At 31.3% G+C, this 13,787-nt stretch carries 15 protein-coding genes and 1 pseudogene; 7 read left to right on the forward strand and 9 right to left on the reverse strand.

Features of this window, described 5'->3' with window-relative positions:
• Nucleotides 1–64: 64 nt before the first annotated feature.
• Complete coding sequence (locus tag ABD939_RS13070) at nt 65–1,294, reverse strand: class I SAM-dependent rRNA methyltransferase (protein WP_425550294.1); 1,230 nt, start codon at nt 1,292–1,294, stop codon at nt 65–67.
• A gap of 117 nt (nt 1,295–1,411) precedes the next feature.
• On the opposite strand from ABD939_RS13070, the gene ABD939_RS13075 reads away from it, so the two are divergent.
• A complete protein-coding gene (locus tag ABD939_RS13075) occupies nt 1,412–1,753 on the forward strand; it encodes a DUF4377 domain-containing protein (protein ID WP_345169481.1) in 342 nt (113 codons plus the stop codon).
• 39 nt (nt 1,754–1,792) lie between these two features.
• Here the strand turns inward: ABD939_RS13075 and ABD939_RS13080 are convergent, their stop codons facing one another.
• Both ABD939_RS13080 and dnaK read right to left on the reverse strand, forming a co-directional pair.
• Nucleotides 1,793–2,308 carry a lipocalin family protein gene (locus tag ABD939_RS13080; RefSeq protein WP_345169484.1) on the reverse strand — a complete coding sequence of 172 codons (516 nt, stop codon included), beginning with the start codon at nt 2,306–2,308 and terminating at the stop codon, nt 1,793–1,795.
• A 125-nt stretch (nt 2,309–2,433) separates the two neighbouring features.
• Complete coding sequence (gene dnaK, locus ABD939_RS13085; RefSeq protein ID WP_345169487.1) at nt 2,434–4,341, reverse strand: molecular chaperone DnaK; 1,908 nt, start codon at nt 4,339–4,341, stop codon at nt 2,434–2,436.
• Between the two features lie 172 nt (nt 4,342–4,513).
• Between dnaK and ABD939_RS13090 the strand changes: the two genes are divergently transcribed.
• Complete coding sequence (locus ABD939_RS13090; protein WP_345169490.1) at nt 4,514–5,026, forward strand: hypothetical protein; 513 nt, start codon at nt 4,514–4,516, stop codon at nt 5,024–5,026.
• 210 nt (nt 5,027–5,236) lie between these two features.
• Nucleotides 5,237–6,589, forward strand: a pseudogene (locus tag ABD939_RS13095) (L-serine ammonia-lyase); the annotation flags it as partial.
• On the opposite strand, the gene ABD939_RS13100 reads toward ABD939_RS13095, so the two are convergent.
• Nucleotides 6,590–7,051, reverse strand: coding sequence for a nuclear transport factor 2 family protein (locus tag ABD939_RS13100; RefSeq protein WP_345169497.1), 462 nt, complete (start codon nt 7,049–7,051; stop codon nt 6,590–6,592).
• 117 nt (nt 7,052–7,168) lie between these two features.
• Between ABD939_RS13100 and panB the strand changes: the two genes are divergently transcribed.
• From panB to ABD939_RS13120, 4 genes are read left to right on the forward strand one after another with little or no spacing between them, the layout of a single operon-like run.
• Entirely contained in the window at nt 7,169–7,987 is an 819-nt protein-coding gene (panB, locus tag ABD939_RS13105; protein ID WP_345169500.1) for a 3-methyl-2-oxobutanoate hydroxymethyltransferase, read from the forward strand.
• Nucleotides 7,988–8,029: 42 nt separating this feature from the next.
• The gene (locus ABD939_RS13110) at nt 8,030–8,383 is read left to right on the forward strand and encodes a four helix bundle protein (protein WP_345169503.1); all 354 of its coding nucleotides are present in this window, start codon (nt 8,030–8,032) and stop codon (nt 8,381–8,383) included.
• A gap of 1 nt (nt 8,384) precedes the next feature.
• Entirely contained in the window at nt 8,385–9,083 is a 699-nt protein-coding gene (locus tag ABD939_RS13115; RefSeq protein ID WP_345169506.1) for an RluA family pseudouridine synthase, read from the forward strand.
• Nucleotides 9,084–9,111: 28 nt separating this feature from the next.
• On the forward strand, nt 9,112–10,491 hold the full coding sequence (locus tag ABD939_RS13120; protein ID WP_345169509.1) for an aldehyde dehydrogenase: 1,380 nt from the start codon (nt 9,112–9,114) through the stop codon (nt 10,489–10,491).
• Here the strand turns inward: ABD939_RS13120 and ABD939_RS13125 are convergent, their stop codons facing one another.
• The 5 genes from ABD939_RS13125 to ABD939_RS13145 all read right to left on the reverse strand — a co-directional run bounded on the left by ABD939_RS13125 (nt 10,492) and on the right by ABD939_RS13145 (nt 13,721).
• Nucleotides 10,492–11,313 carry a sensor histidine kinase gene (locus ABD939_RS13125; RefSeq protein ID WP_345169511.1) on the reverse strand — a complete coding sequence of 274 codons (822 nt, stop codon included), beginning with the start codon at nt 11,311–11,313 and terminating at the stop codon, nt 10,492–10,494.
• Nucleotides 11,306–12,034 (reverse strand): hypothetical protein, encoded by a 729-nt coding sequence (locus ABD939_RS13130; protein WP_345169513.1) that lies wholly within the window; start codon nt 12,032–12,034, stop codon nt 11,306–11,308. The genes ABD939_RS13125 and ABD939_RS13130 overlap by 8 nt, the downstream gene beginning before the upstream one ends.
• A 3-nt stretch (nt 12,035–12,037) precedes the next feature.
• Nucleotides 12,038–12,559 carry a hypothetical protein gene (locus ABD939_RS13135; RefSeq protein WP_345169516.1) on the reverse strand — a complete coding sequence of 174 codons (522 nt, stop codon included), beginning with the start codon at nt 12,557–12,559 and terminating at the stop codon, nt 12,038–12,040.
• A gap of 76 nt (nt 12,560–12,635) precedes the next feature.
• Nucleotides 12,636–13,205 carry a CPBP family glutamic-type intramembrane protease gene (locus ABD939_RS13140; RefSeq protein WP_345169519.1) on the reverse strand — a complete coding sequence of 190 codons (570 nt, stop codon included), beginning with the start codon at nt 13,203–13,205 and terminating at the stop codon, nt 12,636–12,638.
• A 57-nt stretch (nt 13,206–13,262) separates the two neighbouring features.
• Entirely contained in the window at nt 13,263–13,721 is a 459-nt protein-coding gene (locus ABD939_RS13145) for an Lrp/AsnC family transcriptional regulator (RefSeq protein WP_345169521.1), read from the reverse strand.
• Nucleotides 13,722–13,787 lie beyond the last annotated feature (66 nt).

Consider the following 13,787-nt stretch of genomic DNA (forward strand, 5'->3'; position numbering starts at 1 on the left):
AAAAATTGATTTCAACAAATATAACAAATATTATGCATGCATAACAAATTAGATGATATACCTATTAATTTGAGAAACGATAATAGCCACATTTTAAATAAGCGCCTTCAGGAAAACTGATTGGATGATCTGTATCGTGTAGTGTTTTTAATATACAATCGTACTTTCTATGTGTAGAAGATAATACTTGGTTATTAATATCAAAAAACGTTTCAGCCAATACTCTGGAGGAACAAGATGCTAAGACTAACAGTCCATTTCTGCCTGTAAGCTGTTCTCCCAATTCGGCTAGTTGAGCGTATTTCTTCCTAGCCAATTCAATTTCCGAAGCTTGTTTAGCAAAACTTGGTGGGTCTATTACTACAACATCAAAAGTAATTTGCTTTTTAATAAACTTTTTTAATTCTGCAAAAGCGTCACCAGCTATTATTTTGTGCTGTCCTGAATAGGAATTTAATTTTCCATTTTCAATGGCAATTTCTAGAGCTTGCTTACTAATATCTAAGCTTGTAACCTCTTTAGCTCCGTTTGCTAACGCATGAACTGAAAACCCTCCTGCATAAGAGAAAACATCTAAAACTGTTTTACCTTTACTCCACTCGCCTACTTGTTTTCTGTTAGCGCGATGATCTAAAAAATAACCTGTTTTATGACCTTTAATAACATTCGCAGAAAAATTAACACCATGTTCCACAAACTCTACAACTTCATTTTTTAGCGAACCATAAACGACTTCGCCATTTATAAGTTGATGCGATTTCGATTTTTCTAAACTTCTACTTAAACGAACAACTACAGTTTCTGTTTTTGATGTTTGTTGTAAATTAGGAATAATAATTTCTAGATAAGGCAACCAAATTTCAGAATATATTTTCACCACTAATACTGACGCGTATACATCAGCTATTAACCCTGGAAATCCATCGTTTTCGCCAAATAACAAGCGGTAACTGTTAGTATTTGTTTTTAGTAAAGACAGCCTTTTGCTAAAAGCTTTTTCAATTATATTTTTAAAAAAAGTAGCATTAATTTCTACTTTCTCTGCACTACTATGAAGCATTTTTATTCTGATTGGAGAATTTGCATCATATAAACCTAAGCCAATAACTCGATTTTTATTTTTACTAAAAACAATTGCTAAGTCGCCAGATTTAGCATTATCATTTATTTTAGCAATATTATTTGAAAACACCCAAGGATGGCCTTTTAAAACAAACTGTTCGCCTTTAGCGTTTAGTTTTATGGCTAAACGTTTTGGAGTATATTTTGATTTAAGTTTTATAGAAAAAGACATCATATTTTTTCAGGTACCAAAAGTATGGGTTTTGCAGTTACTATAAAACTATCAAAAAAATAATGTTAGTTAGCGCAACCTTTTATAACATCTTTCATCATTATATAAAATCAAACTATGAAACGGTATTCTATTTTAGTAATCCTATTAATTCTTGCTAATTTCTCATGTTCATCTGACGATTCTGTTTTGATTGAATCCTTTTGGGTTGATTCCGAACGCGTAAGTTGTGTTGGATTAGAAGAGCGTACCTGTTATCGAGTTCAAGAGGGAATAACAATTAATGAAAGTAACTGGCAATTGTTTTATAACAGCATTGAAGGCTTTGATGAAATTTATGAAGAAGGTTATAGATACCAATTAAAGGTGAAAAAAATTAAAATTGAAAATCCTCCTCAAGATGGTAGTTCACTAAATTACAAGCTAATAGAAATAGTAAATAAAGAATTAAACGAATAAAAAAACGCAACCAACAAGGTTGCGTTTGTTATATTAATATTATTCTCTAATATAAATTATTTTAAAGGTAGAGTTTAGAGTTGTTTCTATATCATCAATAGTCTCTGTTTCAGATGCCTCTGTCCCGATAATCAATCTTGTTGCTGTTAACTCAAAAATTTCAATATCACCACCTTCTCCAGAATTAGCTACAGTCAGTAGGTTGCCATTTTGTTCCCAACTACCTGTTTCAACTATAGATTCTCCCTCTACAGTTTCAGTATCAGTGAAGCCACCTAGATTTGTTGTTACTTCTAAATCAAATCCACCTTCAGAAACAACTTCATTGGGGGATTCGGTAAATGTAAGAGAATGATCGAGATCAGTAGGTTCACCAGTAAATGTAAAATTGATTCTCTCTCCTTCAACTACAGCTGAAATATCTCCTTCAAATTCAATATCAGTAGCTATCCATTTGCCAACTATACTAGCTGAAATATTAGCGCCGTCATCATCACTAGAACAGGAAACTAAAATGGTTGATAGTACAAAAAATAAAATGCTTAATTTTTTCATGATTTCGATTTGGTTAAGGTTAAGACAGCAATTATAATAAGAATTACGCTATAAAAAAAACGCAATCAAATAAATGATTGCGTTTTGTATTATGTTATTCTGAAAGAACTCAGAATAATCTGCTATTATTTAACCTCCTCAAAGTCAACATCCTCAACATCATTGCTTTCAGCTTGAGCTTGCTCACCTGCTCCTGCTTCAGGACCTGGTTGTGCACCACCTTGGGCTTCTGCCTGTGCTTTGTACATTTCTTCAGATGCTACTTTCCAAGCTTCATTTATTTTATCTAAAGCAGGTGTAATAACCTCTATATCTTTAGTTTCATAAGCTTTCTTAAGTTCTTCTAAAGCTTCTTCAATTGGTTTTTTCTTATCATCAGATAATTTATCACCAAACTCTTCTAATTGCTTTTCAGTTTGGAAAATCATAGAATCAGCTTCATTTAATTTCTGAGCATTTTCTGCTGCAGCTTTATCCGCTTCAGCATTTGCTTCAGCATCTGCTTTCATTTTCTCGATTTCCTCTTCGCTTAAACCTGAAGATGCTTCAATTCTAATATCTTGTTTTTTACCAGTCGCTTTATCTTCCGCAGATACTTTAATGATACCATTAGCATCAATATCAAACGTTACTTCAATTTGTGGTGTTCCACGTCTTGCTGGTGGAATATCACTTAAATGGAAACGTCCAATAGTTTTGTTATCTGCCGCCATAGCACGTTCACCTTGTAATACGTGAATTTCTACTGAAGGCTGATTATCTGCCGCTGTTGAGAATATTTGCGATTTCTTAGTAGGAATCGTAGTATTCGCATCAATAAGCTTCGTAAATACGTTACCCATAGTTTCAATACCAAGAGATAATGGCGTTACATCTAAAAGTAACACATCTTTAACATCACCAGTTAAAACACCACCTTGGATACCAGCACCAAGAGATACAACTTCATCAGGATTTACACCTTTACTTGGTGCTTTTCCGAAGAATTTCTCAACCGCTGCTTGTACTGCAGGAATACGTGTAGAACCACCTACTAAAATAACTTCGTCAATATCAGATTTTGATAAACCTGCTGCTTTTAATGCAGACTCACATGGCTCAATAGTACGTTTTACTAAATCGTCAATTAATTGTTCGAATTTAGAACGTGTTAATGTACGTACTAAGTGTTTTGGTCCACTAGCAGTAGCTGTAATATATGGTAAATTGATTTCTGTTTGCGCAGAAGATGATAATTCAATCTTTGCTTTTTCAGCAGCTTCTTTTAGACGTTGTAAAGACATTGGGTCTTCTCTTAAGTCCATAGACTCTTCAGCCTTAAACTCATCTGCTAACCAGTTAATGATTTTTTCATCTACATCATCACCACCTAAGTGTGTATCACCATCCGTAGAAAGTACTTCAAATACACCATCACCTAATTCAAGGATTGATACATCATGTGTTCCTCCACCAAAGTCAAAAACCACTATTTTTTGGTCAGTTCCTTTTTTGTCCATACCGTATGCTAAAGCTGCAGCAGTAGGCTCGTTAATAATACGTTCTACTTTTAAACCAGCAATTTCACCAGCTTCTTTAGTCGCTTGTCGTTGGCTATCGTTAAAATAAGCAGGCACTGTAATTACAGCTCTACTTACATCAGTTCCTAAATAATCTTCAGCCGTTTTCTTCATTTTTTGAAGAATCATAGCCGATAATTCTTGTGGCGTATATAAACGACCATCAATGTCAACTCTAGGCGTATCGTTATCCCCTTTTACTACTTTATAAGGTACACGTTCTGCTTCTTTTTTAGACTCAGAATATTTATTACCCATAAAACGTTTAATAGAATAAACTGTTTTTGTTGGGTTTGTTACCGCTTGTCTTTTCGCCGGATCACCAACCTTAATCTCTCCTCCTTCTACAAAAGCAATCACCGATGGCGTAGTACGTTTACCTTCCGCGTTTGGGATTACAACAGGCTCATTACCTTCCATCACAGAAACGCAAGAGTTGGTTGTTCCTAAATCGATTCCAATAATTTTACTCATAATATATTTTTTATTAGTGTTGAATGTTCATTTTAAATTTCGATTAGTATAAGTCAATGATTATGCCATGACAAGAAATGTGACATGATGTCATAAATTTATTTTAAACAATTAATAAAATTACAATCACTTTGGTATATAGTTTGATACATAACAAGAAAATCTTAATAACATGAAACGAATTTTATCTTTTATCACAGTATTTACCTTATTATTAACATCTTGTACAGGAGAACAAGGACCTCCAGGTTTTGATGGTTTTGATGGGATTGATGGAGAAGACGGTGGCCTTGTCTTTGCTTCTGCTTTTGAAATTGAAGTTAATTTTAATGCGGATAATAATTTCCAGTTTACAGAACCATATGGTTTTGAAGTTTTTCCTTCTGATGTAACTTTAGTTTACATTGAATGGGAAACTGATGCTGGAGAGCCTATTTGGAGACTGCTAACACAAACTGAATATTTTAACGACGGTATATTAGTTTACAATTATGATTTTACACAACAGGATGTAAAGTTCTTCTTAGATGGGACAGTAGATTTTAATACATTGGATGATACTTGGACTCAAAACCAAGTTTTTAGAGTTGTTGTAGTCCCTGCAATTAATATTGATGGTCTTGACACTTCTGATTTTAATTTAATTATGGATGCTAGTGCCATAGAGTCATTCGAAATCAGATAAAATTTATCTAATCATAGAGTAAAAAATTTATAAATATAATTGAAGCACTTTCATTAATTTGATAGTGCTTTTTTATTTACAAAAACTGAAAGCTAGAAGGTTCTATTTGATATATTTGTTCAACTGTAACCTTTAAGCCATATGGAATGTATCTCAGTTTTCGACATGCTAAAAATTGGTATTGGCCCTTCCAGTTCGCATACACTTGGTCCGTGGCGTGCTGCCGAACGTTGGATTCAAGAATTAAAACATGCTAATAAATTTGAAAAGGTTGAAAAAATAGCAGTCGATTTATATGGTTCTTTGTCACTAACAGGAAAAGGACATGCCACTGATTATGCCATAATGCTCGGTTTAAATGGTGCTAATCCAGAAACCATTCCAACAGAACAGATTAGTGAAATCATTAAAAACATAGAAAACACTAATACTTTATCTTTTAATAATGAAAAGACTTTAGGTTTTATACCAAAAACAGATATTATATTTAATAAAAGGTTTTTACCATTTCATGCTAATGGATTAAAATTTTCAGCAATTTGTAATGGAAAAAAAACAACTTCTACATTCTACTCTATTGGAGGTGGTTTTGTTGTAAAAGAAGAACGCAAAAATTCAAAAAGAAATTTTGAAATAAAATGTTCATTTCCTTACCCGATAGATAAAGGCTCAGAATTACTTCAATTTTGTAATACTTTAAATAAACCCATTTCAGAGGTCGTTTTAGAAAACGAAAAATCTATTAGAGAAGAAACAGATATTGATCTAGAATTGAAACGTATTTGGAATACAATGCTCGATTCTATGTATACTGGTTGCCATACAGAAGGTAATCTTCCAGGAGGTTTAAATGTAAGGCGTCGGGCATTTGATATACATCAAAACTTAAAAGGCTCTATAGAATATAATAATCCTATCGAATGGATTTACGCTATTAGAGATACTGAAGTTAAATTTCGTCAAATACTAAAATGGGTAAGTTGTTTTGCTTTGGCAGTTAATGAAGTTAATGCCTCATTAGGTCGAGTAGTAACGGCTCCAACTAATGGAAGTGCGGGTGTTATTCCATCGGTTTTAATGTATTATTTAGTTATAGAAAATCATGATGGAGATTTTGAAGATATCAAACGTTTCCTTCTAGTAGCGGGTGAAATTGGAAGTATTTTCAAAAAAGGAGCTACAATAAGTGCTGCCATGGGAGGCTGTCAAGCAGAAATTGGAGTTTCATCAGCTATGGCAGCAGGTGCTTTATGTGAGCTTTTAGGTGGCACACCAGAACAAGTATTAATGGCTGCTGAAATAGCCATGGAGCATCATTTAGGTTTAACCTGCGATCCTATTGGTGGTTTGGTACAAATTCCGTGTATAGAACGTAATGCTATGGGAGCAATAAAAGCTATTAATGCAGCTGAATTGGCTTTAGATACTTCTCCAGAAAACGTAAAAGTTCCTCTTGATAAAGTGGTTAATACTATGTGGGAAACTGCAAAAGATATGCATTCTAAATACAAAGAAACCTCTGAAGGTGGTTTAGCAGTTGGTGTTTATTTGTCGGATTGTTAACTAGTCCTTTTTACAATCAGAGCGTCTACGAGTATCAATCAAATAAATAATCTTCCATTGGTCACCATCTTTAAATAGCTGAAATGAGTTGACTCCGCAGTGACTAAATTCACCATTAAACCAAAACTCATAAGGCGTCCAAACATTTGCCATATTACCATCAATTTGTATAGAATAACTTAACAAACGCTCATCCCATTTTTGTGTATCTGGTCTAGTAGCAATAGCATTTATCAATTTAGTTGGTTCATCAGATACCAAAACATCTTTACCTTCTTTGTTTTTATATGCTGTTTGCATCAAAATTTTATCTGCCATTACAGTTCTCATCAAAGCTGTATCTCCTTTATGAAATCCTTCAAAAAAAGTATCTACTGAAGCTTTTACTAGACTTTCTTCATCAGTTTGCGCAGTAATTGAAATTGTAAATAAAAAAACCAGGAATACTATTACTATCTTCATATTCAATATTTTAAATCTAATTTATAGTATCATATTTAATTATAATACCACTTAAAGAAAAGTTTAACAGTATCTTGTTAATTTAGTATTTTTACAAGCGAACTAAACAAAATACAAATGTCTACAGCTAAAAAAGAATATAAACGTGTTACCGTAAAATCGTTAGTTGATATGAAAGCCACTGGCGAAAAAATATCAATGTTAACGGCATACGACTATACCATGGCAAAAATTGTTGATGGCGCTGGCATAGACGTTATTCTAGTTGGTGACTCTGCTAGTAATGTTATGGCTGGTCACGAAACTACATTACCTATTACTTTGGATCAAATGATTTATCATGCATCTTCCGTAATTCGTGCTATTGATAGATGTTTAGTTGTAGTTGATTTACCGTTTGGAAGTTACCAAAGTGACCCTAAAGAAGCGCTTCGTTCTGCCATAAGAATAATGAAAGAAAGTGGAGCTCATTCAGTAAAACTTGAAGGTGGTAAGGAAATAAAAGAATCCATAAAACGTATATTAAACGCTGGTATTCCTGTAATGGGCCATTTAGGATTAACTCCTCAATCTATCTATAAATTTGGCACATATACCGTTCGTGCTAAGGAAGAACAAGAGGCTGAACAACTACTAGAAGATGCAAAAATGCTAGAGCGTATTGGTTGTTTTGCAATTGTACTAGAAAAAATTCCAGCAGCTTTAGCAAAACAAGTAGCTGAAAGTGTTAGTATTCCTATAATTGGTATTGGAGCTGGACCACATGTAGATGGACAGGTTTTAGTTTTACATGACATGTTAGGAATGACACATGAGTTTAACCCAAGGTTTTTACGCAGGTATTTACATTTGTATGAAGAAATGACTAAAGCAATTTCTCAATACGTTGATGATGTAAAAACACAAGATTTCCCTAATGAAAGTGAACAATATTAATTGAGATAACTTATATTTTTAGATTAATTAGACGAATTTTAGATGCACAAGTTTAAAGATTTAGAAATTTGGAAACGAAGTAGATTGTTTTGTTCTCAAATCTATTCAATGACATCTAAATTTCCAGACTCTGAAAAACTTGGTTTAACAAATCAATTAGGCAGAGCGTCAGTATCAATACCATCAAATATAGCTGAGGGCTCATCAAGAAAATCTAATAAAGATTTTTCAAGATTTCTTGAAATGACTTTGGGGTCTGCCTATGAAATTGAAACACAAATATTAATAGCTTATGATTTAAGATTTATTTCTGAGCTAGAATTAAATGATTTAGACAAAGAGTTAACAGAGATTATAAAAATGATTTCTAAGTTTAAATCCACCTTAAAAATCTAATATGTCTAAAGTTTTGTCTAACAAATCTAACCTAGAGGTCTTATTTGAAGACAACCATATCATAATTGTAAATAAACGTGCGGGTGATATTGTACAAGGCGATAAAACAGGAGATAAACCACTTAGCGATGTTGTTAAAGCATATATTAAAGACAAATATAACAAACCAGGAAATGTTTATCTAGGAACAGTTCATCGTTTAGATAGGCCAACAACAGGACTCATTATTTTCGCAAAAACTAGTAAAGTACTACCTCGGTTAAATAAATTATTCCTTTCAAAAGAAATTAGTAAAACATATTGGGCAATTGTAAAAAATGAACCTCCTAAACAAGAAGACACTCTCGTAAATTGGCTTGTTAAAAACCCAAAAAACAATAAATCTAGAGCTTACTTTAAAGAGGTTCCTAATAGTAAAAAAGCAATTCTTCATTATCAAGTCTTAAAAAAACTAAATAACTATTATTTACTCGAAGTTAATTTAGAAACTGGTAGACATCATCAAATACGAGTTCAATTATCAAATATAGGATGCCCTATTAAGGGTGATTTAAAATATGGTTTTGACAGAAGTAATAAAGATGCTAGCATAAGTTTACATGCTAGACATATAGAATTTATTCATCCTGTAAAAAAAGAATCTATTTCTATAAATGCACCTTTACCAAATGATGCAATTTGGAACGCTTGTTTAGTATAATTTAAATACCTTTAGAAAAAGCTTTAGTTTGAAAAATATTCTTGACATATTAAATAATCAACGAGATTGTTTCAATTCTCAGAAAACTAAAGATATAAATTATAGATTAACCTTATTAAATGCTTTAAGAGCTGAAATTCTAGATAACGAGCAATCTGTTATACAAGCGTTAAAAAAAGACTTTAAAAAATCTGAATTTGAAACCTATTTAAGTGAATTTGCTTTAGTTATTTCCAGTTTAAATTTAGCCATTAAAAATCTAAAAAAATGGGCAAAACCAAAACGTATAAAATCTTCTTTATTAACCTTTCCCTCTAAAGACTATATTTATACAGAACCTTACGGAAACGTTCTTGTAATCGCCCCTTGGAACTACCCGTTTTTACTAGCCATGGAGCCATTTATTATGGCTATTTCAGCTGGTAATACAGTTGTTTTAAAACCCAGTGAATTAACACAAAACACCTCAAAAGTCATAACTAAAATCATCCAAAATGTGTTTCCTGAAAACATAGCAATTTCTATTGAAGGCGGTGTTGAAATTTCTACAGAATTATTAGCTCAAAAATGGGATTATATTTTTTTTACAGGAAGTACAAAAGTGGGCAAAATTGTTGCAAAAGCTGCTGCAAAAAATTTAACTCCTGTTGTTCTAGAACTTGGTGGTAAATCGCCATGTATAATTGATGATTCTGTAAACTTAAAACTAGTAGCTAGAAGGTTAGTTTGGGGGAAACTATTAAACGGTGGCCAAACTTGTATTTCTGCAGATTATGTTATAGTGAAATCTAACATTAAACAAGATTTAATTAATGTACTAAAGAATGAAATTATAAGGCGCTATGGGGAAATCCCAAAGGAATCTTCCGATTATCCAAGAATAATTAATGAAACAAATACAAAGCGTTTAGAAACATTAATAAAAAATGAAAACATTGTATTTGGTGGTGAAATACATAAAGATGACTGTTATGTTTCGCCAACTATAATTGATGAACCTAATTTAGATAGTAAAATAATGCAAGAAGAGATTTTTGGACCTATTTTACCAATATTAACTTATGAAACTGACACAGATATTGAAAAAATTATTTGGAATTTAGATCACCCGTTATCGCTCTACGTCTTTTCTAATAATAAAAAATTTGTTGAAAACACCATTAAAAAATTCAGTTTTGGTGGAGGTGTTATTAATGATTTATTGATTCACTTTGGAAATCATCGCTTACCATTTGGTGGCATTGGTGGAAGCGGAATGGGTAAATACCATGGAAAACACGGGTTTGATACATTCTCTAATGCTAAACCTATTATAAAACGTGGTAATTGGTACGACCCTTCGTTTAGATACCCACCGTACAAAGGGAAAATGAGCCTATTAAAAAAAGTTTTTAAGTATTTTGGGTAATTAAGATAGTGGATAATCTAAAACTAATTGAACACCTTCATTAGGTTTAGAATTTAACTCTAACCTAGCATTAATCAAGGCTGCCCTACTTTTCATATTAATTAAGCCAGAGCCTTGCTCTATCTCATTAATATCAAAGCCCTTACCATCATCGGTAGCTATTATAATTAAGTTTTCGGGTTTATAATTTAAAGTAATACTTATGTTTTTTGCTTCTGAATATTTTACTGTATTAGACAAAAACTCTTGAAGAATTCTAAAAATAATTATTTCATGTTTTCGGTCTTTAAAATCAACTTTTTCTCCAGTTATCTTTAGCTCTGCGGATGTAAACTTCATTTTTTTAAGCCTGTCCAACTCATTTGTAACAGACTTTTCAAAACCAATGTTTAAAATAACATCATTGTTAAGTGTTCTAGAAAGCGCACGAACTTCCTTTAAACTATTACTTAATGCTTCGGAGGTGTCCTTAAATTTATCTTTTACCTCATCATCAGTAACCTGCATTTTTAAAATACTAAGTTGCATACTGGCAAAAGATAAAAGCTGACCAACATTATCATGTAATTCCCAACCAATATTTTTTAAAGTTTGCTCTTGGGTTTCAGTTTGTGCTTTTGTTATTTCTTTCTCAAAAGCTTGTTGTTCTTTTACTCTATCTAAAAGCAATTTATTTTTTCGTTTTTGAAAAACGATAAAAAACACAACTACTAATGATGTAACAATGATTAAAACCATAATCATGTACACCAATAAATAACGCTCTGATGCAGTTGAAACCGACTTAGTTTGGGTTAAAAAAAGATTTAAATAATTAATCATTAGTTAATTTTGGTCTACAATATATTAATGCAAATGTAAATGTTGAATACATAATTATATTAGCCAATAAATATATGATACTCCTTAATCTCAAATAATTAAAATCTTTTTTAGAAACACCTACTTCATAAGCCCCGTAATTATCATAAAAAACAATAGGAGTTATTATTAGCCACCAAATGAATATTGCAAAACTAATATAAAAGTTAACAGACTTGTAAAAAGTTAAGATCTTATCACTTAATAAAATTTCAATAAAATAAAATACCGTACACAAAAAAACAATAATAGCTCCTAAAACACTAATTATTGGGAAAAAACTATTAAAAAATGCGTTCCAATGTATTAGCACATAAATTACTGAAAAAATAAGAAATGAATAACTTGTATACTTAATAATAGATTTAAATGAATCGATCCTTAAAATTTTTCTATAATAAAAAGCAAAAAACATAATGGCTCCTATTTTCCAATAGAGTGTTGAAAACCAGTAGTTTTTCTGAATTAAAGTTCCAATCAAAAAATGAAAAAACTTATCTGGGTATACTAATTTAGTATAACCACCTATAAAATCACATATAGTGAGGTAAGCTAAAAAAAAAATAAAGTATTTAGCCTTAGTATTTTTATAGAACTTAAATAAAAGTAACCCTGTTAAAGCAGCCATAGCTTCAACAGAGTGCGTTAATAAATTGTAATTGTTTAGTAAAAATTCTTCCACAAATTAATTAGGATAGCTGTTGTTACCACCAGTCCCATCATTTAAACCATCACATTCTTCACAATCATCCCCTTTTTGTAACATCATATTAAATGGATTCATACTAGCTTCCGCTTTTCCTTTTTTAACCGTTGGTATTAAAAACATCGTAGATAAGTTCTTCTTAGTTCTACCTGCATTATCACCATAAACGCCAGAATACACTCGAATACCAGTTAGGTTGTATTTAAGACTATCTGTCTGGTTTTTAGCAAATTTTATGTAGTTCTCAATATCCTCAATAGACCACCAAGTAGAACGATTATCTTTATTTCTACCTTGTTTTTTTGCAGCAGAATCTACCGCGGCTTCTCTAAATTTCGTCCAATTATCATTTAGTTTTTTTGCTTGACCCGGTGAAACAAGGCCTTTTGGCTTGATAATTTTAGTATGTAAAGTTTCTTCTCCTAAGTCTCTTGGGCAAAAATAATACGTTAATACTGCCCCAATAATAAATCCTAAAATAATGTAAGCCAATTTTTTCATGTTTATTTAGTTTTGGTTAATAATAGCTGTTTAAAAATAGTAAAAAGTTTTAATATGTAAGATTTTATTTAAAGTATTACGAGGGAAAGCCTAACATGGTTCCCATGCCTACAGTAAAAAGCCAACAACCATAAATAGCATGCTCGATAGAAACCAATACTGTAGATTTTGTTTGTTTGTAAGTTATAGCAAATAATAAACCGCCTAAAAATGTTAAAAAAAGAACTAAACTACTTTTAAAAAATATGTGTGCTAAAGAAAATAATATCGCATTTATAAAAACAAATAAGTTATCACTTTTAAATAACATACTGTATCGTTTAAAGAAAAACGTTCTGTAAATAAGTTCTTGTGGGTAAACAGAAAAAAAACTGTAAATAAATAATATTACAAGCCATTGTAAAGGTTTGTTAAGCATAACATTAAAGAGTAACTTGCTATTTGTAGTCCAGACAAATACTGTTGTAATCAAAGCTATTATAGCAAATTTAATAATTGTAGTTTTCCAGAAAATTTTCCAATTTAAGTGTTTCGAAATCTTAAATTTCAAATTCTCTACTTTCAATAAAACATATATTACATAAACAAAACCAAAAAAACCGATGCCTAATTTAATCCAAGGGGAATAATTTATTGTAAAACTCACTGGTATTAGTATAAAAACTAAAAAAAGTTCAAAACACTTGTATGGTATTGATTGCATCTAAAAGTTTATTGCTGTACTATATTTTACTTCATTAATAACAAACATACTATGTGTACTTCCAATATGATTTATACTAGTTAACTTATCAACCATAAATTCCCTAAAAGCTGTCATATCTTTAACTATAACTTTTAATAAATAATCGTAATCTCCACTTAAATGATAGCACTCCAAAACCTCATGTAATTGCTTAACCTCTTTTTCAAAACGAATTACAAAATCCTGACTGTGTTTAACCAATTTAACATGGCAAAATACCACAAAATTCCTATCTACTTTTTCCTTATTCACAACAGCTATATAGCCATCAATATACCCTTCTTTATCTAACTTTTTAATCCGCTCATAAACGGCAGTAACAGATAAACCTAACTTATTTGAGAGTTCCTTGTTAGTTTGCTTACTGTCTTGTTGCAAAAATTCTAATAACCTTTTATCTGTGGCATCAAATATCATAATTGAAAATATTTCACTAAAACACTTTTAAACAGTATACTAAATGTTTTATAAACTATAAATATA

This window comes from Algibacter aquimarinus (assembly GCF_039543265.1).
Taxonomy (GTDB): domain Bacteria; phylum Bacteroidota; class Bacteroidia; order Flavobacteriales; family Flavobacteriaceae; genus Algibacter_B; species Algibacter_B aquimarinus.

What these genes read in the sequence shown, in the direction of transcription:
- ABD939_RS13070 (WP_425550294.1), bottom strand. Translation starts at nt 1,294, where the DNA reads ATGTCTTTTTCTATAAAACTTAAATCAAAATATACTCCAAAACGTTTA.
- ABD939_RS13075 (WP_345169481.1), top strand. Translation starts at nt 1,412, where the DNA reads ATGAAACGGTATTCTATTTTAGTAATCCTATTAATTCTTGCTAATTTC.
- ABD939_RS13080 (WP_345169484.1), bottom strand. Translation starts at nt 2,308, where the DNA reads ATGAAAAAATTAAGCATTTTATTTTTTGTACTATCAACCATTTTAGTT.
- dnaK (WP_345169487.1), bottom strand. Translation starts at nt 4,341, where the DNA reads ATGAGTAAAATTATTGGAATCGATTTAGGAACAACCAACTCTTGCGTT.
- ABD939_RS13090 (WP_345169490.1), top strand. Translation starts at nt 4,514, where the DNA reads ATGAAACGAATTTTATCTTTTATCACAGTATTTACCTTATTATTAACA.
- ABD939_RS13100 (WP_345169497.1), bottom strand. Translation starts at nt 7,051, where the DNA reads ATGAAGATAGTAATAGTATTCCTGGTTTTTTTATTTACAATTTCAATT.
- panB (WP_345169500.1), top strand. Translation starts at nt 7,169, where the DNA reads ATGTCTACAGCTAAAAAAGAATATAAACGTGTTACCGTAAAATCGTTA.
- ABD939_RS13110 (WP_345169503.1), top strand. Translation starts at nt 8,030, where the DNA reads ATGCACAAGTTTAAAGATTTAGAAATTTGGAAACGAAGTAGATTGTTT.
- ABD939_RS13115 (WP_345169506.1), top strand. Translation starts at nt 8,385, where the DNA reads ATGTCTAAAGTTTTGTCTAACAAATCTAACCTAGAGGTCTTATTTGAA.
- ABD939_RS13125 (WP_345169511.1), bottom strand. Translation starts at nt 11,313, where the DNA reads ATGATTAATTATTTAAATCTTTTTTTAACCCAAACTAAGTCGGTTTCA.
- ABD939_RS13135 (WP_345169516.1), bottom strand. Translation starts at nt 12,559, where the DNA reads ATGAAAAAATTGGCTTACATTATTTTAGGATTTATTATTGGGGCAGTA.
- ABD939_RS13145 (WP_345169521.1), bottom strand. Translation starts at nt 13,721, where the DNA reads ATGATATTTGATGCCACAGATAAAAGGTTATTAGAATTTTTGCAACAA.